At 60.3% G+C, this 20,931-nt stretch carries 19 protein-coding genes; 18 read left to right on the plus strand and 1 reads right to left on the minus strand.

Features of this window, described 5'->3' with window-relative positions; translation table 11 throughout:
- The first annotated feature begins 342 nt into the window (after positions 1-342).
- The 4 genes from rplJ to rpoC all read left to right on the plus strand — a co-directional run bounded on the left by rplJ (position 343) and on the right by rpoC (position 10,218).
- Entirely contained in the window at positions 343-852 is a 510-nt protein-coding gene (rplJ, locus tag H6866_05825; GenBank protein ID USO08611.1) for a 50S ribosomal protein L10, read from the plus strand.
- Between the two features lie 70 nt (positions 853-922).
- The gene (gene rplL, locus H6866_05830) at positions 923-1,297 is read left to right on the plus strand and encodes a 50S ribosomal protein L7/L12 (protein USO06959.1); all 375 of its coding nucleotides are present in this window, start codon (positions 923-925) and stop codon (positions 1,295-1,297) included.
- A gap of 387 nt (positions 1,298-1,684) precedes the next feature.
- Positions 1,685-5,917, plus strand: a complete 4,233-nt coding sequence (gene rpoB, locus H6866_05835; protein ID USO08612.1) for a DNA-directed RNA polymerase subunit beta — start codon at positions 1,685-1,687, stop codon at positions 5,915-5,917.
- A gap of 110 nt (positions 5,918-6,027) precedes the next feature.
- Entirely contained in the window at positions 6,028-10,218 is a 4,191-nt protein-coding gene (gene rpoC, locus H6866_05840; GenBank protein ID USO06960.1) for a DNA-directed RNA polymerase subunit beta', read from the plus strand.
- 64 nt (positions 10,219-10,282) lie between these two features.
- Here rpoC and H6866_05845 read toward each other — a convergent pair whose 3' ends face one another.
- Positions 10,283-10,912 carry a hypothetical protein gene (locus tag H6866_05845; GenBank protein ID USO06961.1) on the minus strand — a complete coding sequence of 210 codons (630 nt, stop codon included), beginning with the start codon at positions 10,910-10,912 and terminating at the stop codon, positions 10,283-10,285.
- 394 nt (positions 10,913-11,306) lie between these two features.
- Between H6866_05845 and H6866_05850 the strand changes: the two genes are divergently transcribed.
- From H6866_05850 to rpmC, 14 genes are all read left to right on the plus strand, one after another.
- Positions 11,307-11,678 carry a 30S ribosomal protein S12 gene (locus H6866_05850; protein USO06962.1) on the plus strand — a complete coding sequence of 124 codons (372 nt, stop codon included), beginning with the start codon at positions 11,307-11,309 and terminating at the stop codon, positions 11,676-11,678.
- Positions 11,679-11,681: 3 nt separating this feature from the next.
- Entirely contained in the window at positions 11,682-12,227 is a 546-nt protein-coding gene (gene rpsG / locus H6866_05855) for a 30S ribosomal protein S7 (protein ID USO06963.1), read from the plus strand.
- A 15-nt stretch (positions 12,228-12,242) separates the two neighbouring features.
- A complete protein-coding gene (fusA, locus tag H6866_05860) occupies positions 12,243-14,360 on the plus strand; it encodes an elongation factor G (GenBank protein ID USO06964.1) in 2,118 nt (705 codons plus the stop codon).
- 30 nt (positions 14,361-14,390) lie between these two features.
- Complete coding sequence (gene tuf / locus H6866_05865) at positions 14,391-15,581, plus strand: elongation factor Tu (protein USO06965.1); 1,191 nt, start codon at positions 14,391-14,393, stop codon at positions 15,579-15,581.
- Positions 15,582-15,596: 15 nt separating this feature from the next.
- On the plus strand, positions 15,597-15,917 hold the full coding sequence (gene rpsJ, locus H6866_05870) for a 30S ribosomal protein S10 (protein USO06966.1): 321 nt from the start codon (positions 15,597-15,599) through the stop codon (positions 15,915-15,917).
- Positions 15,918-16,056: 139 nt separating this feature from the next.
- Positions 16,057-16,830: a 50S ribosomal protein L3 gene (gene rplC / locus H6866_05875; protein ID USO06967.1), complete on the plus strand. Its 774-nt coding sequence runs from the start codon at positions 16,057-16,059 to the stop codon at positions 16,828-16,830.
- 3 nt (positions 16,831-16,833) lie between these two features.
- Positions 16,834-17,457: a 50S ribosomal protein L4 gene (gene rplD, locus H6866_05880; protein ID USO06968.1), complete on the plus strand. Its 624-nt coding sequence runs from the start codon at positions 16,834-16,836 to the stop codon at positions 17,455-17,457.
- 4 nt (positions 17,458-17,461) lie between these two features.
- Positions 17,462-17,782 (plus strand): 50S ribosomal protein L23, encoded by a 321-nt coding sequence (locus H6866_05885; protein ID USO06969.1) that lies wholly within the window; start codon positions 17,462-17,464, stop codon positions 17,780-17,782.
- A 9-nt stretch (positions 17,783-17,791) separates the two neighbouring features.
- The gene (rplB, locus tag H6866_05890) at positions 17,792-18,619 is read left to right on the plus strand and encodes a 50S ribosomal protein L2 (protein USO06970.1); all 828 of its coding nucleotides are present in this window, start codon (positions 17,792-17,794) and stop codon (positions 18,617-18,619) included.
- Positions 18,620-18,633: 14 nt separating this feature from the next.
- Entirely contained in the window at positions 18,634-18,921 is a 288-nt protein-coding gene (gene rpsS / locus H6866_05895) for a 30S ribosomal protein S19 (protein USO06971.1), read from the plus strand.
- 14 nt (positions 18,922-18,935) lie between these two features.
- Positions 18,936-19,397: a 50S ribosomal protein L22 gene (rplV, locus tag H6866_05900; protein ID USO06972.1), complete on the plus strand. Its 462-nt coding sequence runs from the start codon at positions 18,936-18,938 to the stop codon at positions 19,395-19,397.
- Positions 19,398-19,399: 2 nt separating this feature from the next.
- Entirely contained in the window at positions 19,400-20,176 is a 777-nt protein-coding gene (gene rpsC / locus H6866_05905; GenBank protein ID USO06973.1) for a 30S ribosomal protein S3, read from the plus strand.
- Between the two features lie 5 nt (positions 20,177-20,181).
- Positions 20,182-20,595 carry a 50S ribosomal protein L16 gene (rplP, locus tag H6866_05910; GenBank protein ID USO06974.1) on the plus strand — a complete coding sequence of 138 codons (414 nt, stop codon included), beginning with the start codon at positions 20,182-20,184 and terminating at the stop codon, positions 20,593-20,595.
- 33 nt (positions 20,596-20,628) lie between these two features.
- The gene (gene rpmC / locus H6866_05915) at positions 20,629-20,922 is read left to right on the plus strand and encodes a 50S ribosomal protein L29 (protein ID USO06975.1); all 294 of its coding nucleotides are present in this window, start codon (positions 20,629-20,631) and stop codon (positions 20,920-20,922) included.
- Positions 20,923-20,931: the final 9 nt, after the last annotated feature.

The following is a 20,931-nucleotide window of genomic DNA, read 5'->3' on the forward strand; positions in this document are numbered from 1 at the left end:
TTTTTATTTTCATAAACCAAGATGTGTGGCGGACGCGCTGGTGGTTCCCGTAAAGGTTAAAAAAAGGTTGACTCAGCTGTTATCCACACCTATAAGGGCCCGCTTGCGAATGGTTTTTAACCATTTGTACCTGTCCAAGACTACAGGCGATGCGGCGCGTTTTCGGGTCGTATCTTAATCTCCTGTAAGAGACGGATGAAGGCTTAGGATTTTCGAATCTTAAAACCAATCCGGGGCAGGGCTTGCATAAAGCAGTAACGGTGACCCCCGGCCGGGGTCCGGCGACGGAAAACGGCCATGGGTTTGTGCAACAACGTATAAGGCAAAGAGGTAAAAATGCCCATTAGCCGTGCACAAAAGGCCGACACTGTCCAAGCCCTCAGCGACATGCTCGCATCCAGTGAAACCGTCGTGGTCTTCCAGCACAAGGGATTGACCGTCGCCGAATTCACGGATCTGCGCGTGAAGTCACGGGCGCAGGGCGGGTTGGCCAAAGTCACTAAAAACCGTCTGATGACGCGCGCCCTTAAAGGCTCGCGTTTCGAGGCGCTTGAACCCCTGTTCAAGGGCACGACCGCGATCATTGTTTCCAAGGATCCGGTTGCTGCCGCGAAAGTCACGTTCGATTACGCGAAGGGCAACGACAAAATCTCGATCGTCGGCGGGGCGATGGGCGCGAAAGTGCTCGACCGCGCGGGGATCGAGGCGCTGGCGAAACTCCCCTCGCTCGATCAGCTGCGTGGCCAGATCGTGGGTGTTCTTCAGGCGCCCGCCGCGAAAATCGCCCGTATCCTGCAGGCTCCGGCCCAGCAGCTCATCGGCGTTACCGCGGCGCAAGGCCGCAAGGGTTAGATTGCGGCGTACGGTTTTATTGACGAAAGCATATTGGTTTTAACGAACACGAACGAATAAGGAGTATACAATGGCTGATCTTGCGAAACTGGTGGACCAACTCTCGGAACTCAGCGTTCTGGAAGCCGCCGAACTCTCGAAAATGCTCGAGGAAAAATGGGGCGTGACCGCTGCCGCTCCGGTGGCCGTGGCCGCCGTTGGCGGCGCTGCCGGCGCGCCCGCTGCCGAAGCCAAGGACGAATTCGATGTCGTCCTGACGGCCAGCGGCGACAACAAAATCAACGTCATCAAGGAAGTCCGCGCGATCACCGGTCTGGGCCTGAAAGAAGCCAAAGACCTGGTTGAAGGTGCGCCGAAGCCCTTGAAAACGGGCGTCAAAAAGGACGAAGCCGAAAAAATCAAGGCGACCATCGAGGCCGCCGGCGGCAAGGTCGAACTCAAGTAATCGAGTTTCGGTCTTTTACGGATTTTTTCCGCTGACTCTTTTTTGAACAACGGGTTTTCGTGACCAGTTTTTTTGATTGCAGTTTTTAAGTTTTGACCATCCGGCGGGGGCCATGCGCTTCCCGCCGAATGGCGTTTTTTGAATACGGCGCCTGAAGCGGGCGGGGTTTGGCGGGCAAATTTTGCAGGCAAATCCGGTCAAAATTCAGGACGCGGGCGGTGTTGGCAGGCAACGCCGGCCCAACATAAGGGACCAAAGGGACTTATAATGACGACGAAAAAAGCGGCGACCGCATCCAAAGCCAAAAAAGCCACGACGAAATCGCGCAAGACCGGAACCCTGGCTGCCGAGGCGCCGGTTCAGGGCCGCGCCCAGACGCCGACCCGCATGGCGGGCCTGACCAACGCCTCGCGCATTCTCGGCACGGTGGACGTCACGTCCTTCACCGGCAGAAAGCGCGTGCGCCGCTCCTTCGGCAAGATCCGCGAAGTCTGCGAGATGCCGAACCTGATCGAGGTCCAGCGCAATTCCTATGAACAGTTCCTGCAGATGGACACCCCGGCCGATGAGCGCCGGATGCAAGGTCTTCAGGAAGTGCTGTCCACCGTCTTCCCGATCAAGGATTTTTCCGACAAGGCCGAAATCGACTTCGTGAAATATGAACTCGAAGCCCCGAAATACGATGTCGAGGAATGCATCCAGCGCGACATGACCTTCGCCGCGCCGCTGCGCGTCACCCTGCGCCTGTCGGTGTTCGACGTCGATGAAACCACCGGCCTGCGCTCCATCCGTGACATCAAGGAACAGGATGTTTATCTGGTCGACATGCCGCTGATGACTGCGAACGGCACGTTCTGCATCAACGGCACCGAGCGCGTGATCGTAAGCCAGATGCACCGTTCGCCCGGTGTCTTCTTCGACCACGACGGCGGCAAGACCCATGCTTCGGGCAAATACCTGTTCGCCGCGCGCGTCATTCCGTATCGCGGTTCCTGGCTCGATTTTGAATTCGACGCCAAGGACATCGTCAACGTCCGCATCGACCGCCGCCGCAAGCTGCCGGTCACCACCTTCCTGCGCGCTCTCGATTCCAAGAATACGGAAGATTATCGCGCCCGCGCGATGGAGGCAGGCGACGCGATCGACCCGTTGATGGTTCAGGGCATGTCGAACGAGGAAATCCTCGGCACCTTCTACGACATCGTGAACTACGAAAAAGACAAGAACGGTTGGCGTACGTCCTTCGTGCCGGCGCGTTTCCGTGGCGTCAAACTCGCGCACGACCTGGTCAACGCCAAGACCGGCAAACCCGTCGCCCATGCTGGCGACAAGCTCGTCGCCCGCCAGCTCCGCAAGCTTGAGGAAGACGGCCTGAAGGAAATCCTGGTTTCGGACGAAGAAATCATCGGCGGCTATCTCGCCCTCGACATGTTCGACGCCAAGACAGGCGAAGTGCTGAACGAAGCCGGCGAGGAGATCACCAAGGACACGATGAAGGCCTTTGAAAAAGGTCAGGTCACCTCGATCCAGTTGCTCGGCATCGATCATGTCAATGTTGGCCCGTATATCCGCAACACGCTGGTCGCGGACAAATGCACCACGCGCGAGGAAGCGCTGATCGACATGTACCGCGTCATGCGCCCCGGCGAACCGCCGACGGTCGAATCCGCGGAAGGTCTTTTCAACTCGCTTTTCTTCGACGCCGAACGTTACGACCTTTCCGCCGTCGGCCGCGTCAAGATGAACATGCGCCTCGAACTCGACGCGTCGGACCAGATGCGCGTGCTGCGCAAGGCCGACATTCTGGCGATCATTAAATACGTGGTTGGCCTGAAAGACGGCCGCGGCGAAGTCGACGACATCGATAACCTCGGCAACCGCCGCGTGCGCTCGGTGGGCGAATTGATGGAAAACCAGATCCGCGTCGGCCTGTTGCGCATGGAACGCGCGATCCGTGAACGCATGTCCTCGGTCGAAATCGACACCTACATGCCGCACGACCTGATCAACTCGAAACCGGTTCAGGCCGCGGTGCGCGAATTCTTCGGCTCGTCGCAGCTTTCGCAGTTCATGGACCAGACCAACCCGCTTTCCGAAATCACCCACAAGCGCCGCCTTTCGGCGCTTGGGCCGGGCGGTCTTTCCCGCGAACGCGCGGGCTTCGAGGTGCGCGACGTGCACCCGACCCATTACGGCCGCATCTGCCCGATCGAAACGCCGGAAGGTCCGAACATCGGTCTGATCAACTCGCTTTCCACCTTCGCCCGCGTCAACCAGTACGGCTTCATCGAAAGCCCGTACCGCAAGGTCGTCGACGGCAAGGTGACGGACGAGGTCGTCTATCTCTCCGCGATGGAGGAGGCGCGCTATACCATTGCGCAGGCCAACTCGGAAATGACCAAGGACGGCAAGTTCGCCAACGAATTCGTGTCCTGCCGCAAGGGCGGTGAAAACATCATGTCCCAGCGCGACGCGATCGAGATGATCGACGTGTCCCCGAAACAGATCGTTTCGGTGGCTGCGGCGCTGATCCCGTTCCTTGAAAACGACGACGCCAACCGCGCGCTGATGGGCTCGAACATGCAACGCCAGGCCGTGCCGCTGCTGCGCTCCGACGCGCCGCTGGTCGGTACGGGCATGGAGGCCATCGTCGCCCGCGACTCCGGCGCCGCCGTGACCGCCCGCCGTTCGGGCAAGGTGACGCTGGTCGACGCGACCCGTATCGTCATTCAGACGACGGAGGAACTGAAGGCCGACGAACCTTCGGTCGACATCTACCGCCTTGCGAAATTCCAGCGCTCCAACCAATCCACCTGCATCAATCAGGTGCCGCTGGTGAAGGTGGGCGACGTGCTCAAGGCCGGCGACATCATCGCCGACGGCCCCTCGACCCAGTACGGCGAACTCGCGCTCGGCCGCAACGTGCTGGTCGCGTTCATGCCGTGGAACGGCTATAACTTCGAGGACTCGATCCTGCTGAGCGAACGCATCGTCAAGGACGACGTCTACACCTCGATCCACATCGAGGAGTTCGAGGTCATGGCCCGCGACACCAAGCTGGGTCAGGAAGAAATCACCCGCGACATTCCGAACGTCGGTGAGGAGGCGCTGCGCCACCTTGACGAGGCGGGCATCGTCTATATCGGCGCCGAGGTAAACCCCGGCGACATTCTGGTCGGCAAGGTGACGCCGAAGGGTGAATCCCTGATGACGCCGGAAGAAAAACTTCTGCGCGCCATCTTCGGCGAAAAGGCGTCGGACGTGAAGGACAGCTCCCTGCGCGTGCCGCCGGGCGTGACCGGCACCATCGTCGAAGTGCGCGTGTTCAACCGCCGCGGCGTCGACAAGGACGCCCGCGCGATGCAGATCGAACGCGAACAGATCGAACAAATGGCCAAGGACCGCGACGACGAACGCGCGATCCTCGAAAACGGCTTCTACGCGCACCTGTCCGACCTGCTGGTTGGCCAGACCGTGGCTTCCGCGCCCAAGGGCGTCGACGTCAAGAAGGGTGAAAAACTCACCGCCAAGGCGCTCGACGGTCTTAAACGCGGCCAATGGCGCCAGATCGCGATCGAAAACGAAAAGGTTTCGACCCAGATCGAATCGATGGGCAAAACCTTTGACGAGGCGATCGACAACCTGAAGCAGCGTTTCGAGAACAAGGTCGAAAAACTGCAACGCGGCGACGAACTGCCTCCCGGCGTGATGAAGATGGTCAAGGTCTTCATCGCCGTGAAGCGCAAAATCCAGCCCGGCGACAAGATGGCCGGCCGCCACGGCAACAAGGGTGTGGTTTCCCGCATCATGAAGGCCGAGGACATGCCCTATCTGGAAGACGGCACCCCGGTCGACATCGTGCTCAACCCGCTCGGCGTGCCTTCGCGCATGAACGTGGGCCAGATCCTCGAAACCCACCTCGGCTGGGCTTCGGCCACGCTGGGCAAGCAGATCGGCCAGATGATCGACACCTTTGCCGACGCGAACGCGGCAACCTCGAAAGAGGTCGACGCGCTCAAAGGCAAGCTGAAGGACGTCTACGGCGAGAAAGAGTACACCGACAAGGTGACCAAGCTCGACGACAAGACCATGGTCGAAATGGCCAAGAACCTGCGCGGCGGCGTGCCGATGGCGACGCCCGTGTTCGACGGCGCGCACGAACCCGATATCGACGCCCTGCTCAAACAGGCGGGCCTGCAGAAATCGGGTCAGGTGAAACTGCGCGACGGTCGCACCGGCGAACAGTTCCACCGCGACGTCACCGTGGGCTATATCTACATGCTCAAACTGCACCACCTTGTGGACGATAAAATCCACGCCCGTTCCACGGGTCCGTACTCGCTGGTCACCCAGCAGCCGCTGGGCGGCAAGGCCCAGTTCGGCGGCCAAAGGTTCGGCGAGATGGAGGTCTGGGCACTTCAGGCCTACGGCGCCGCCTACACGCTGCAGGAACTGCTTACCGTCAAGTCGGACGACGTGGCCGGCCGTTCCAAAGTGTACGAAAGCATCGTGCGCGGCGAAGACACGTTTGAAATCGGCGTGCCGGAATCGTTCAACGTGTTGACGAAAGAACTCAAGGCACTGGGCCTTAACGTCGACCTGAAAAACACGGGTTCTTGATCGAATAAGTCGGAATAAGCCGCTGCGCGCGAGGAACTTGCAAACGCGCAGCGGCCACACGGATAAAGACAGATTTTGATCCCGTTCACGCGGGAATTGTGGAGAGAAAAATGAACGAACTGATGAACCTTTTTGGCAACGTGCAAGGCCCGCAAAGCTTCGACGCGATCCGCATCGCGATCGCAAGCCCGGAACAGGTGTCGAGCTGGTCCTTCGGCGAGGTGAAAAAGCCGGAAACCATCAACTACCGCACCTTCAAGCCGGAGCGCGACGGTCTGTTCTGCGCCCGCATCTTCGGTCCGATCAAGGATTACGAATGCCTGTGCGGCAAGTACAAGCGCATGAAGTACAAGGGCATCATCTGCGAAAAATGCGGGGTCGAGGTCACGTTGACCAAGGTCCGCCGCGAACGCATGGGCCACATCCAGCTGGCCTCGCCCGTGGCGCATATCTGGTTCCTCAAATCGCTGCCGTCGCGCATCGGTCTGATGATGGACATGACCCTGAAGGATCTTGAAAAGGTCCTGTATTTTGAATCCTACGTCGTCATCGAACCGGGCATGACGCCGCTTAAACAATTCCAGCTGCTCACGGAAGACGAGTTCTATTCCGCGCAGGACGAATACGGCGAGGAAAACTTCCGCGCCGGCATCGGCGCCGAGGCGATCAAGGAAATGCTTTCCGCGATCAATCTCGACGAAATGAAGGTGAAGCTGGAGGAGGAGCTCAAGGAAACGAATTCCGAGGCCCGCCGCAAGAAAATCGTCAAACAATTGCAGCTTGCCGCCAATTTCATCGAATCCGGCACCCGCCCGGAATGGATGGTGATGGACGTCATCCCGGTCTTGCCGCCGGAACTGCGCCCGCTGGTCCCGCTGGATGGCGGCCGCTTCGCGACCTCCGATCTCAACGATCTTTACCGCCGCGTCATCAACCGCAACAACCGCCTGAAACGCCTCATCGAACTGCGCGCGCCCGACATCATCGTGCGCAACGAAAAACGCATGTTGCAGGAATCGGTCGATGCCCTGTTCGACAACGGCCGCCGCGGCCGCGTGATTACCGGCACCAACAAGCGCCCGCTCAAATCGCTCTCCGACATGCTCAAGGGCAAACAGGGCCGCTTCCGTCAGAACCTGCTCGGCAAACGCGTCGACTATTCGGGCCGTTCGGTCATCGTGGTCGGTCCGGAACTCAAACTGCACCAGTGCGGCCTGCCCAAGAAAATGGCGCTCGAGCTGTTCAAGCCCTTCATCTACCACAAGCTGGAACTCTATGGTCTTGCCACCACGGTCAAGGCCGCCAAGCGCATGGTCGAAAAAGAGCGTCCGGAAGTCTGGGACATCCTTGAGGAAGTGATCCGCGAACACCCGGTGCTGCTCAACCGCGCGCCGACGCTGCACCGCCTTGGCATCCAGGCCTTTGAACCGACCCTGATCGAAGGCAAGGCGATCCAGCTTCACCCGCTGGTCTGCACCGCCTTCAACGCCGACTTCGACGGCGACCAGATGGCGGTTCACGTGCCGCTGTCCATCGAGGCGCAGCTCGAAGCCCGCGTCCTGATGATGTCGACCAACAACATCCTCTCGCCCGCCAACGGCAAGCCGATCATCGTGCCTTCGCAGGATATCGTGCTCGGCCTTTACTACCTCTCCATCATGGGCGAGGGCGAAAAGGGCGAAGGCATGGCCTTCGGCACCATGGCCGAAATCCATCATGCGATGGAAGCCAAGGTTCTGACTCTGCACGCCAAGATCAAGGCGCGCGTGACCTCGTATAACGAGGCGGGCGAGCCGGTGACCTCCATCGTCGAAACGACGCCGGGCCGCATGATGCTGGGCGAACTTCTGCCCAAGCACCACAAGGTGCCTTACGGCGTCATCAACCAGACGCTGACCAAAAAGGAAATCCAGTCGCTGATCGACGTGGTTTACCGCCACTGCGGCCAGAAGGAGACGGTGATCTTCTGCGACCGGATGATGAAGCTCGGCTTCCGTCAGGCTTGCATCGCGGGCATCTCCTTCGGCAAGGACGATCTGATCATCCCGGACGAAAAACACAAGCTGATCTCGAAAGCCAAGGATCAGGTCAAGGAATTCGAGCAACAATATCTCGACGGCCTGATCACCAAGGGCGAAAAATACAACAAGGTGGTCGACATCTGGTCGCACTGCACCGACGAGGTGGCGAGCGCGATGATGAAGAAAATCTCCAACATCAAGGATGTGGGCCTGAACTCGGTCTACATGATGGCGCATTCGGGCGCGCGGGGTTCCGCGGCCCAGATTCGCCAGCTTGCCGGCATGCGCGGCCTGATGGCCAAACCGTCGGGCGAGATCATCGAAACGCCGATCACCTCGAACTTTAAAGAGGGACTGACGGTTCTCGAATACTTCAACTCGACCCACGGCGCCCGTAAAGGTTTGGCCGACACGGCGCTCAAGACCGCGAACTCCGGTTACCTGACCCGCCGTCTGGTCGACGTGGCGCAGGACGTGATCGTCACCGAACGCGACTGCGGCACGACCGAGGGCCTGACCCTGCGCGCGGTCATCGACGGCGGCGACGTCATCGTGCCGTTGTCCGAACGCGTGCTTGGCCGCCATGCGGCGGTTGAGATCCTCAACCCGCTCGATGGCAAGACCATCGTCAAGGCGGGCGAGGAGATCGACGAACGCGCCGCCGCCGCCATCGATACGGCGGGCATTGATTCCGTCAAGGTGCGTTCGGTGCTCACCTGCACCACCAAGATCGGCATCTGCGGCAATTGCTATGGCCGCGACCTCGCGCGCGGGACGACCGTGAACATCGGCGAGGCCGTGGGCGTCATGGCCGCGCAGTCGATCGGCGAACCGGGCACCCAGTTGACCATGCGGACCTTCCACATCGGCGGTGCGGCGCAAAAAGGCGCCGAACAGTCGAACGTCGAAGCCGGCATGGAAGGTACGCTCGACATCCGCAACGCCAACACCGTCAAGAACTCGGACGGCGTCGACATCGTCATGTCGCGCAACACCGAAGTCGTGATCAAGGACGGTCGCGGCGCGGAAAAGGCGTCCTACCGCATCCCCTACGGCGCCAAGCTGCTGATGAAAAACGGCGACAAGGTCAAACCGGGCAGCAAGATCGCGGAATGGGATCCCTACACCATGCCGATCATCACCGAAAAGGACGGTGTCGCGCACTATTTCGATCTGGTCGAAGGTGCGTCGGTGGTCGATCAGGTCGACGAGGCGACGGGTATCGCCGCCAAGACGGTCATCGACTGGCGCGCGCAGCCCAAGGCCGGCGATCTTAAGCCGCGCATTTCGCTGCTCGACAAGAAAAAACAGGTCATCACCCTGCCCAACAACCTGCCGGCCAATTACTACATGTCGGTGGGCGCGATCATCTCGGTCGAAAACGGACAGGACGTGAAGGCCGGGGACGTCATCGCGCGTATCCCGCGCGAAACCTCGAAAACGCGCGACATTACGGGCGGTCTGCCCCGCGTTGCCGAATTGTTCGAGGCGCGCCGTCCCAAGGATTTCGCGATCATCTCGGAAATCGACGGCTACATCGAATTCGGCAAGGACTACAAGAACAAGCGCCGGATCATCGTGAACCCCGTCGACAAGAAACAGGAATCGAAAGAATACCTGATCCCGAAAGGCAAGCACATCGTGGTGCAGGAAGGCGACTTCGTGCGCAAGGGCGACTCGGTGCTCGACGGCGCGATGGTGCCGCACGACATCCTTGACGTCATGGGCGTCGAGGCGCTGGCCGATTATCTGGTCAACGAAATCCAGGACGTCTATCGCCTGCAGGGTGTGAAGATCAACGACAAGCACATCGAAACCATCTCGCGTCAGATGATGCAGAAGGTCGAGATCACTGCAGTCGGCGATACCACCTACCTGATGGGCGAACAGGTCGACCGCGAGGATTTCGCGCGCGAGCGTCAGAAATACCTCGACGAAGGCAAGCGTCCGCCAGAGGCGAAGCCGATCCTGATGGGCATCACCAAGGCCTCGCTCCAGACGCGTTCGTTCATCTCGGCGGCGTCGTTCCAGGAAACGACCCGCGTGCTGACCGAAGCAGCGACCCAGGGCAAGGTCGACTCGCTCAACGGCCTCAAGGAAAACGTGATCGTCGGCCGCCTGATCCCGGCGGGCACCGGCTCCTATGTCAACCGCATCCGCAAGGTGGCGGCCGAACGCGACAAGGTCGCGCTCGCGGCCCAGCAATCGGCTGCGGCGGTCGAGGAAGGCGAAATGGCCGCCCTGCCGTCCGGCGACACCAGCAAAGCCGCCGCCGCGTAATCCGGCATCGAGACAAGATGAAAAACCCCGCCGTTAAGGCGGGGTTTTTATATCAAGGTTTCAATCAAGACGCGGTCAATCCGGGCTGCTTGTGCGGCATATTCGACCGGAACCATCTGTAGCCGAAATAAAATCCGCCAGCGCGCAAGCCAAGCGCGACCACCGACAGCGGACCCGTGGTGCCATAGTCGATGACAAATCCGATGGCGATGGCCGAAACCGCGCCCAGAAGCTTGGCGTAGCCAACCGCGCCGGTCGATGGCAGCAGGGGGTGCGGCATGTTCTGGCTGGTCGATTCCAGAAAATCGGCGGCCGCGCGCAGCGGGTTGTCGGTGAACCGCGCCGGGTTTTTCGGATCGAACGGCCAGCGCACGCGCGCGGCGCGCATCATCGTGGCCTTGGCACCGTAAAGCAGCAGATCGCCCATAATGGTGACCGGGCCGACCGTGGCATAGGCCAGCGCCATGCCGGCAAGTCCGGTTACGGCGGCCAGCGCGAACAGACCCTTGATGTGGTGCGGCTCGGATTTCGGCAACTGGGGATGGTCGCGGTTGCAGGTCGCGGCCTCGAACAATGTGGCGCCTTCCTGCACGGCATCCCCGGCGCGTTGCTGCGCGCGACGAACCTTGCGCCGGAATATCGCGGCAAGGATGCGGTTTTCGCGGTCAGGGCCCGAATTACGATCTTTAGACATTATAAAGCCTTTCTTGCTTTTTTGTTACCTATACCCTGCATAGCAGAACGGCGTGCAACCCGCAAATTTCCGCCATTTATATGAAAAATATGTGCGCGGATTGCGTGTCTTCTCGGCTAACCGATTCAATTTCTTAAAAAATCTTTAAACGAACACTTGACGGAAACTTCCATTTCCCTGTATGGTCCGCGCGAAATATGAATTTCGGATGGACTGGTCGTGGCGACAAGTTGCTGTTTTTGAAACAGAAATCGCCAAACGCAGGACAAGAAACTCACCCGGCCATATGCCGAAAAGCCCCGGTCCTCCGTAGCGGCTTTTTTGTGTTTGTCTGGAAACCGGGTTTCACGATCGCTTCGTCCACAAATTTTTAAACCGAAGGAAAAGGCACGGCATGCCGACAATTTCGCAACTCATTCGCAAGCCCCGCACGCTTGTGACCCGGCGCAAGAAAAACCGCGCGCTTAAAAGCAACCCGCAAAAACGCGGCGTGTGCACGCGCGTGTACACCACCACCCCGAAAAAGCCGAACTCGGCCCTGCGTAAGGTCGCCAAGGTGCGCCTGACCACGGGCTTCGAGGTCATCTGCTACATCCCCGGCGAAGGCCACAACCTTCAGGAACACTCCGTTGTGCTGGTGCGCGGCGGCCGTGTGAAGGACCTTCCCGGTGTCCGTTACACCATCGTTCGTGGCGCGCTCGATACCCAGGGCGTCAAGGACCGCAAGAAATCCCGTTCCCGTTACGGCGTGAAGAAAGGCAAATAAGCAATGTCCCGCAGACGCGCAGCAGAAAAACGCGAAGTCCTCCCGGATCCCCGCTTCAACGACGTTGAGCTGACCAAGTTCATGAACGCCCTGATGTACGATGGCAAGAAATCGGTCGCCGAAGGCATCGTCTATGGTGCGATCGACCTTCTCGATAAACGCGCCGCCAACGACAAGGGTGCGAAATCGGAAGAAGCGTCGGAAGAATCGGTGACCACCACCTCCGGCGGTGCCGTCGTCACCCATAAGGGTCTGACGATTTTTTACCGGGCGCTGAAAAACGTGGCCCCGCAGGTCGAGGTTCGTTCCCGCCGCGTCGGCGGCGCAACCTATCAGGTGCCGGTCGAGGTGCGCTTTGACCGCGCGCGCGCGCTGGCCCGCCGCTGGCTGATCGAATTCGCGCGCAAGCGCAACGAGAAGACGATGGTCGAACGCCTCGCGGGTGAGCTGATGGAAGCATCGAACAATCGCGGCAACGCCAAGAAGAAACAAGAAGACACCCACAAGATGGCGGAGGCGAACCGCGCCTTCTCGCACTATCGCTGGTAATCGGGGAAGAAAACCATGGCTGACATCAACGTTCCTCTCGACCGCTACCGCAACATCGGCATCATGGCCCACATTGATGCCGGCAAGACGACGACGACCGAGCGCATCCTTTACTACACCGGTAAATCGCACAAGATCGGCGAAGTCCACGACGGCGCTGCGACGATGGACTGGATGGAGCAGGAGCAGGAGCGCGGGATCACCATTACCTCCGCCGCGACGACAGCCTACTGGGTTAGCAACGGTGAACAATACCGCGTCAACATCATCGACACCCCCGGCCACGTCGACTTCACGATCGAGGTCGAGCGTTCGCTCAAGGTTCTCGACGGTGCGGTCTGCCTGCTTGATGGCAACCAGGGCGTCGAGCCCCAGACCGAAACCGTCTGGCGCCAGGGCGATAAATACCATGTGCCGCGTATCATCTTCGCCAACAAGATGGACAAAATCGGTGCCGATTTCTACATGTGCATCGACTCGGTGAAAAAACGTCTTGGCATCGAACCGCTGGTTCTGACGCTGCCGATCGGCATCGAAAGCAACTTTGAAGGCGTGATCGACCTGCTCAAGATGAAGGCGATCATCTGGGATTCCGAAAGCCTCGGCGCGACCTTCCGCGAGGAGGAGATTCCGGCCGACCTCAAGGACAAGGCCGTCGAATACCACGAAAAACTGGTCGAACGTGCGGTCGAAATGGACGACGCGGCGATGGAGGCGTACCTGGAAGGCAAGCAGCCCGACCTCGCCACCCTCAAATCCTGCATCCGTAAGGGGACGACCACGCTCAAGCTCATCCCGATGATGTGCGGCTCGGCCTTCAAGAACAAGGGTGTCCAGCCGATGCTCGACGCCGTGTGTGACTTCCTGCCCAGCCCGCTCGACGTGGGCGCCGTCAAAGGCAAGAAGATGTATTCGGACGAGGACGACACGCGCAAGCCCGATCTGGCCGAGCCGTTTGCCGGCCTTGCCTTCAAGATCATGACCGACCCGTTCGTCGGCACGCTGACCTTCGTGCGTATCTACTCCGGCAAGCTTGATGCGGGCTCCTATGCCCTCAACTCGACCAAGGACAAGAAAGAGCGTATCGGTCGTATGCTGCTGATGCACGCCAACAGCCGCGAGGAAATCAAAACCGCGCAGGCCGGCGACATCGTGGCGCTGGTGGGTCTGAAGGATACCGTCACCGGTGATACGCTGTGCGATCCGAACAAGCCCATCGTGCTCGAGCGCATGGAATTCCCGGAACCGGTGATCGAAATCGCGATCGAGCCGAAAACAAAGGCCGACCAGGAAAAAATGGGCATCGCGCTGGGCAAGCTGGTAGCCGAGGACCCGTCCTTCCGCGTCAGCACGGATATCGAATCCGGCCAGACGATCATGAAGGGCATGGGCGAACTCCACCTCGACATCAAGGTCGATATCCTCAAGCGTACCTACGGGGTCGAAGCGAATATCGGCGCGCCGCAGGTCGCCTACCGTGAAACGATCACCAAGGCCGCGGAAATCGATTACACCCATAAAAAACAGACCGGCGGTACGGGCCAGTTCGCCCGCGTTATCATGACGTTCCGTCCGATTTCGCAAAGCAGCGATCCGAAGCTGGAGAAAGGCGCGACCTTCAACTTCGTCAACTCCATCGTCGGCGGCTCGGTGCCCAAGGAATACATACCGGGTGTCGTCAAGGGTTTGGATGGTTCGAAGGAAAGTGGCGTGGTCGCCGGCTTCCCGGTCATCGACTTCGAGGTCGAGCTGACCGACGGCGCATACCACGACGTCGACTCCTCGGCGCTGGCATTTGAAATCGCGACCCGCGCGGCCTTCAAGGAAGGCATGGCGAAGGCCGGTCCGCAACTGCTCGAACCGATCATGAAGGTCGAAGTCGTAACGCCCGAGGAATACATGGGCGACATCATCGGCGACATCAACTCGCGCCGCGGCCAGATTGCCAGCATGGAAGAACGCGGCAACGCCAAGGTCATTTCGGCCATGGTTCCGCTGTCCTCGATGTTCGGGTACATCAACCTGCTGCGCTCGATCTCGCAGGGTCGCGCCAGCTATTCGATGGTCTACGACCACTACGAACCGGTCCCGTCGCATATCGCCGACGAAGTGAAAAAGAAAATGGCTGCCTGATAGCCGAAAAAGAGATCTAGGAGAAAGACAATGTCCAAGGAAAAGTTCAACCGCGACAAGCCGCACGTAAACATTGGAACGATTGGCCACGTGGACCATGGTAAGACGTCGCTGACGGCGGCGATCACGAAGGTTCTGGCGGAGACGGGCGGAGCGACGTACACGTCGTACGACAATATTGACAAGGCGCCGGAGGAGAAGGCGCGCGGGATCACGATTTCGACGTCGCACGTTGAATACCAGACGCAGAACCGTCACTACGCGCACGTGGACTGCCCTGGCCACGCGGACTACGTGAAGAACATGATCACGGGCGCGGCGCAGATGGACGGCGCGATTTTGGTTGTGTCGGCGGCGGACGGCCCGATGCCGCAGACGCGCGAACACATTTTGCTGGCGCGTCAGGTTGGCGTTCCTGCGATTGTGGTGTTTTTGAACAAATGCGACATGGTGGACGATCCGGAACTGGTTGACCTGGTTGAGATGGAAGTGCGCGAGCTGCTTTCGAAGTACAACTTCCCGGGCGACAAGATTCCGATCGTGCGCGGCTCGGCCGTGTGCGCGCTGGAAGACAAGCAGCCTGAACTGGGCAAGGAAGCGGTTCTGAAGCTGATGGCGGCGGTGGATGAATACATCCCGACGCCGGCGCGTCCGAAGGACAAGCCGTTCCTGATGCCTGTCGAGGACGTGTTCTCGATTTCGGGCCGGGGTACGGTGGTGACGGGCCGTGTGGAGCAAGGTATCTGCAAGGTCGGCGACGAACTGGAGATCGTGGGTCTGCGCCCGACGCAGAAGACGGTTCTGACGGGCGTCGAGATGTTTAGGAAGCTGCTGGATCAGGGCGAGGCTGGTGACAACATCGGTGCGCTGCTGCGCGGCACGAAGCGTGAAGACGTTGAGCGCGGTCAGGTTCTGTGCGCGCCGGGATCGATCACGCCGCACACGAAGTTCACGGCCGAGACGTACATTCTCTCGAAGGAGGAGGGTGGCCGCCACACGCCGTTCTTCAACAAGTACCGCCCGCAGTTTTACTTCCGCACGACGGACGTGACGGGTACGGTGGAGCTGCCCGGCGGGACCGAGATGGTGATGCCTGGCGACAACGTGACGATCACGGTTGAGCTGATTGCCCCGATCGCCATGGCCGAAGGCCTTCGCTTCGCGATCCGCGAAGGCGGCCGTACGGTCGGCGCCGGCGTCGTCGGTAAAATCATCGCTTAAGGGATAGAGGAAGCCATGAGCGCTCAAGACATCCGCATCCGCCTTCGGGCTTTCGATCACCGCCTGCTGGACACGGCATCGAGCGAGATCGTCAACACCGCCAAGCGCACCGGCGCGCAGGTCCGTGGCCCCGTGCCGCTGCCCACCCGCGTCGAGCGTTTCACGGTGCTGCGCTCGCCGCACATCGACAAGAAATCGATGGAAGCGTTTGAAATGCGTACCCACAAACGCGTGATTGACATTGTGGATCCCACGCCCCAGACCATCGACGCGCTGATGAAGCTCGACCTGGCCGCGGGTGTGGACGTTGAAATCAAGCTCGGACAGGCGGCATAGAGTACGCGCGAGCCTCTGTGCCGTCCGGGGGTATTCTGGGGACGGAAAAACGAGCGCCCGAGGCATCTCAAAGGCGCGAGTGAAAAAGGACGAGCGCCCGAGGCATCTGCAAAGGCGCGAGTGAAAAAAGGTGAATGAAATGAGAACGGGTTTGATTGCACGCAAGGAAGGGATGAGCCGGTACTTCGATTCCGAAGGCCGCCACGTCCCGGTCACCATCCTGAAAGTCGAAGGACTTCAGGTGACGGCTGTGCGCACGCAGGAAAAAGACGGCTATACCGCGGTCCAGCTTGGCGCGGGCAAGCCCAAGGTCAAGAATCTGGCCAAGGCCCAGCGCGAAAGCTTCGCGAAAACGAAGATCGCGCCCAAGGCCAAGATGATGGAATTCCGCATCGACCCGAAAAACATGCTTGAAATCGGCGCCGAGCTTTCGGTCGCGCATTTCATCCCCGGTCAGTTCGTGGATTGCCAGGGCATCTCGACCGGCAAGGGTTTTGCCGGTGCAATGAAGCGCTGGAACTTCGGTGGTCTGCGCGCGACGCACGGCGTGTCGGTCAGCCACCGTTCGCACGGTTCGACCGGTAACCGCCAGGATCCGGGACGTACCTTCCCCGGCAAGAAAATGGCCGGTCATCTGGGTGCCGAAACCGTGACCACTCAAAACCTTAAAATCGTCGCGGTCGACGAGGCCGAAGGCCTGATCCTGATCCAGGGTTCGGTGCCGGGTCACAAGGGCGCGTGGGTTTCGGTCTGCGATGCCGTCAAGAAACCGATGCCCAAGGATGCGCCGCTGCCCGCCGGGCTTAAGGCCAACAAGGAGGTTTCGGTAAACGAAGCCGACCAGAAAACCGAACAACCTGCTGCCGAAGCGCAAACCGCTGATGTCCCGGCCGCTGAACCGAAATCGGAGTAAGCCATGAAGGTCGCTGTCAAAACTCTTGATAACAAAGCCGCGGGCGATATCGCCCTCGACGCGGGCGTCTTCGGCGTCCCGGTGCGTCAGGATATCCTGCTCGCCATGGTCCGCTACCAGCTGGCCAAGCGTCGTGCGGGCACCCACGACACCAAGGGTGTTTCCGAAGTTTCCGGTACCGGCAAAAAGCCGTACAAGCAAAAAGGCACCGGCAACGCCCGTCAGGGTTCGCTGCGCTCCCCGCAATTCCGTGGCGGCGCGGTGATCTTTGGGCCGACCCCGCGCGATCACGCGATCGGCCTGCCGAAAAAAGTGCGCAAACTCGCGCTGCGGACCGCTTTGTCCGCCAAACTCAAGGACGGCAAACTGCTGGTGCTTGATACGGTCGCGGCCGACTCGCACAAGACCAAGGCGATGGCCGCCAAGCTGGCAACTTTGGGCATTAAAAACGCGGTGGTCGTGACCGCCGGCGATATGGATGTAAACTTTGCCCGCGCGACCTCGAACATTCCGATGATCGACGTGCTGGGCGTGAACGGCGCCAACGTTTACGACATTCTGCGCCGCGACACGCTGGTGCTGACCAAGGACGCCGTCGGCGCCCTGACCGAAAAGCTGAAGGACTGAAACCATGGCCACGAAAAAGAAAACAGAAAACAAACCGGCCGAGTGGATGTATGAAATCGTCCGCCGTCCGATCGTGACCGAGAAATCGGCCATTGGCGCGCAACACAACCAGATCACCCTGGAAGTGTCGCTGGCTGCGACCAAACCGGAAATCCGCGCCGCGGTCGAAACCCTGTTCGGCGTCAAGGTTACGGCGGTGAACACGCTGCGCCAAAAGGGCAAGACCAAATTCTTCCGCGGCCGCAAGGCGATCCGCGGCGACATGAAAAAAGCCATCGTCAGTCTGGCCGAAGGTCAGGCCATCGACTTTGGTCAAGCGAAGTAAGAGGCGAACATGGCACTCAAACATTACAAACCGATCAACAACGCCTCCCGTCAGCTGGTGCTGAACGGCCGCGAGGATCTGTGGAAGGGCGGCCCTGAAAAGACGCTGACCAAAGGCAAGAAAAAGACCGGCGGCCGCAACAACATGGGCCAGGTCACCACGCGTCACATCGGCGGTGGCCACAAGCAGCGTTACCGCATCATCGACTTCAAGCGCCTCAAGCACGACGTCGAAGCGACGGTCCTGCGTCTGGAATACGATCCTGGCCGCACCGGCTATATCGCGCTGATCGAATACAAGGATGGCGAAAAAGCCTATATTCTGGCGCCTCAGCGTCTGGCCAAGGGTGACAAGGTGATGTCCGGCGTGAATGCCGACATCAAGCCGGGCAATGCGCTGCCGCTCAAAAGCATGCCGGTCGGCACCATCGTCCACAACGTCGAGCTGAAAACCGGCAAGGGCGGCCAGCTCGCCCGTTCCGCCGGTTGCTATGCGCAAGTGGTGGGCCGCGACGCCGGTTACATCCAGATCAAGCTCTCCTCGGGCGAGCTGCGCGTGGTGCGCGGCGACTGCATGGCCACCGTCGGTGCCATGTCGAACGCCGACCACATGAACGAATCCTATTCCAAGGCCGGCCGCACGCGCTGGAAGGGCGTCCGCCCGACCGTCCGTGGCGTGGCCATGAACCCGGTCGACCACCCGCACGGCGGCGGCGAAGGCCGCACCTCCGGCGGCCGCCACCCGGTCACTCCGTGGGGCAAGGGCACCAAGGGTAACAAGACACGTAAAAACAAGGCGACGGATAAATTCATCATCCGCCGCGCCAAGAAGAAGTAAGAGGATAGAAAACCATGGCCCGTTCAACCTGGAAAGGCCCGTTCGTTCACCCCTCGATCCTGAAAAAGGTCGACAAGGCGCGTGCCGGCGGCAAGAACGTCATCATCCAGACCCAGTCGCGCGCCAGCGTGATCCTGCCGCATTTTGTCGGCTTGACCTTCGGCGTCTACAACGGTCACAAATTCATCCCGGTCCTGGTGACCGACAACATGATTGGCCACCGTCTTGGCGAATTCGCCCCGACGCGCACCTTCGTCGCGCACACCGCTGCCGACAAGAAGGCCGAAGCGGCCAAGAAATAAGGGAGATATAGGATATGAGCAAACCCGCAAACCAGCCCCGCCAGGCGAAGAACGAGGCCCGCGCCTATGCGCGTTACCTGCGTACCTCCCCGCGCAAGCTCAACCTTGTCGCGGCGATGATCCGCGGCAAATCGGCGGAAAAGGCACTGGTCGACCTCCAGTTCTCCTCGCGCCGCATCGCCAAGGAAGTGCAAAAAGTGCTCAAGGCCGCGGTGACCAACGCCGAAAACAACCACAATCTCGACGTCGATCGTCTGGTCGTTGCCGAGGCGTCGGTCGGTCGCACCATGTCGATGAAGCGTTTTCACGCACGCGGCCGTGGCCGCGCCAGCCGCGTGGAAAAGCCGTTCTCGCGCCTGACCATCGTTGTGCGCGAAGCCGAGAAAGAGGCCAAGGCCAAGAAAGCCGCGAAGCCTGCTGCTGAGAAAACCGCCAAGAAACCGGCTGCCAAAAAAGCGGCCAAGAAGGAAGCGTAATCATGGGTCAGAAAGTCAATCCGATCGGTATGCGCGTGGGCATCAACCGCACCTGGGATTCGCGCTGGTTCGCCGACCGCGACTATGCGGGCAAGCTGATCGACGATCTCAAGCTGCGCAAATACGTGCATGAAAAGCTCAAGGCCGCTGGCGTCTCAAAAGTGATTGTCGAACGCGCCGCGAAAAACGTGCGTGTTTCGATCCACACCGCGCGTCCGGGCGTGATCATCGGCAAGAAAGGCGCCGATATCGAAAAACTGCGCAAGGACCTCTCCGAAAAGGCGGGCGCTGATGTCGCGCTCAACATCGTCGAGATCCGCAAGCCCGAGGTCGACGCCCAGCTCGTCGCCGAAGGCGTGGCCCAGCAACTCGAACGCCGGATCGCGTTCCGCCGCGCGATGAAGCGCGCCGTGCAATCGGCGCTGCGCATGGGCGGCCAGGGTATCCGGATCAACGTTTCTGGCCGTCTGGCCGGCGCGGACATCGCCCGCATGGAATGGTATCGCGAAGGCCGCGTGCCTCTGCACACGCTGCGCGCCGACATCGACTTCGGTTTTGCCGAGGCGCTGACCACCTATGGCATTATCGGCGTCAAGGTTTGGATCTATAAGGGCGAGGTGATGAGCCACGACCCGATGGCCCGCGATAAGCGCGTTTCCGAAGCCCAGGGTTGGAGCCGCGATGGCCGCCCCGAACAGCGTACCGACCGCCCGGAGCGTTCCGAGCGTCAGGAGCGCGCCCCCCGCGGCAAACGCAAACAGGACGAGAATAAGGACTAACCGCCATGATGCAGCCTAAGAAAACCAAGTATCGCAAGGCCCACAAAGGGCGGATCAGCGGCGCTGCCAAAGGCGGTACCGACCTCAACTTCGGCTCGATGGGCCTGAAGGCGGTCGAGCCCGAACGCGTCACCGCGCGCCAGATTGAAGCCGCGCGCCGCGCCATTTCGCGCCACATGAAACGTCAGGGCCAGCTCTGGATCCGTGTATTCCCGGATGTGCCTGTTTCGAAAAAACCGCTCGAAGTCCGGATGGGCTCCGGCAAGGGCGCGCCCGAATACTGGGTGTGCCGCGTCAAGCCCGGCCGCATCATGTTCGAGGTCGACGGCATCCCGGCCCAGCTCGCGCGCGAGGCGCTGACGCTGGCCGCCGCCAAGCTGCCGCTGAAAACACGGGTTGTCGCCAGGATCGGCGAATAAGGGATTGAAAAGAGGGTTTATAAGGATAACGCCATGAAAGCCGAAGCAATGCGGGCCAAATCCGCGGACGAACTGAAGGAAATGATCATGGAACTGCGCAAGGAGCAAATGACCCTGCGCTTCCAGAAAAGCAGCCAGCAGCTCGCCAACACCGCCCAGTTGACCGTCGTCCGCCGCGACATCGCGCGCGCCAAGACGTTGCTGGCCGAACAGATGAAGGGCGACGCTAAACCGGCTGCCGCCAAGAAAACAACCGCGCCCAAGGCTGCGAAAGCCCCGGCCGCGAAAAAACCGGCAGCCAAGAAAGCCGCCGGCAAAGAGTCGTAAGGAGAGAAA

Source organism: Rhodospirillales bacterium (assembly GCA_023898805.1).
Taxonomy (GTDB): domain Bacteria; phylum Pseudomonadota; class Alphaproteobacteria; order Micavibrionales; family UBA1664; genus UBA6145.

What these genes read in the sequence shown, in the direction of transcription:
- rplL (USO06959.1), top strand. Translation starts at nt 923, where the DNA reads ATGGCTGATCTTGCGAAACTGGTGGACCAACTCTCGGAACTCAGCGTT.
- rpoB (USO08612.1), top strand. Translation starts at nt 1,685, where the DNA reads ATGGCGGGCCTGACCAACGCCTCGCGCATTCTCGGCACGGTGGACGTC.
- rpoC (USO06960.1), top strand. Translation starts at nt 6,028, where the DNA reads ATGAACGAACTGATGAACCTTTTTGGCAACGTGCAAGGCCCGCAAAGC.
- H6866_05845 (USO06961.1), bottom strand. Translation starts at nt 10,912, where the DNA reads ATGTCTAAAGATCGTAATTCGGGCCCTGACCGCGAAAACCGCATCCTT.
- H6866_05850 (USO06962.1), top strand. Translation starts at nt 11,307, where the DNA reads ATGCCGACAATTTCGCAACTCATTCGCAAGCCCCGCACGCTTGTGACC.
- rpsG (USO06963.1), top strand. Translation starts at nt 11,682, where the DNA reads ATGTCCCGCAGACGCGCAGCAGAAAAACGCGAAGTCCTCCCGGATCCC.
- fusA (USO06964.1), top strand. Translation starts at nt 12,243, where the DNA reads ATGGCTGACATCAACGTTCCTCTCGACCGCTACCGCAACATCGGCATC.
- tuf (USO06965.1), top strand. Translation starts at nt 14,391, where the DNA reads ATGTCCAAGGAAAAGTTCAACCGCGACAAGCCGCACGTAAACATTGGA.
- rpsJ (USO06966.1), top strand. Translation starts at nt 15,597, where the DNA reads ATGAGCGCTCAAGACATCCGCATCCGCCTTCGGGCTTTCGATCACCGC.
- rplC (USO06967.1), top strand. Translation starts at nt 16,057, where the DNA reads ATGAGAACGGGTTTGATTGCACGCAAGGAAGGGATGAGCCGGTACTTC.
- rplD (USO06968.1), top strand. Translation starts at nt 16,834, where the DNA reads ATGAAGGTCGCTGTCAAAACTCTTGATAACAAAGCCGCGGGCGATATC.
- H6866_05885 (USO06969.1), top strand. Translation starts at nt 17,462, where the DNA reads ATGGCCACGAAAAAGAAAACAGAAAACAAACCGGCCGAGTGGATGTAT.
- rplB (USO06970.1), top strand. Translation starts at nt 17,792, where the DNA reads ATGGCACTCAAACATTACAAACCGATCAACAACGCCTCCCGTCAGCTG.
- rpsS (USO06971.1), top strand. Translation starts at nt 18,634, where the DNA reads ATGGCCCGTTCAACCTGGAAAGGCCCGTTCGTTCACCCCTCGATCCTG.
- rplV (USO06972.1), top strand. Translation starts at nt 18,936, where the DNA reads ATGAGCAAACCCGCAAACCAGCCCCGCCAGGCGAAGAACGAGGCCCGC.
- rpsC (USO06973.1), top strand. Translation starts at nt 19,400, where the DNA reads ATGGGTCAGAAAGTCAATCCGATCGGTATGCGCGTGGGCATCAACCGC.
- rplP (USO06974.1), top strand. Translation starts at nt 20,182, where the DNA reads ATGATGCAGCCTAAGAAAACCAAGTATCGCAAGGCCCACAAAGGGCGG.
- rpmC (USO06975.1), top strand. Translation starts at nt 20,629, where the DNA reads ATGAAAGCCGAAGCAATGCGGGCCAAATCCGCGGACGAACTGAAGGAA.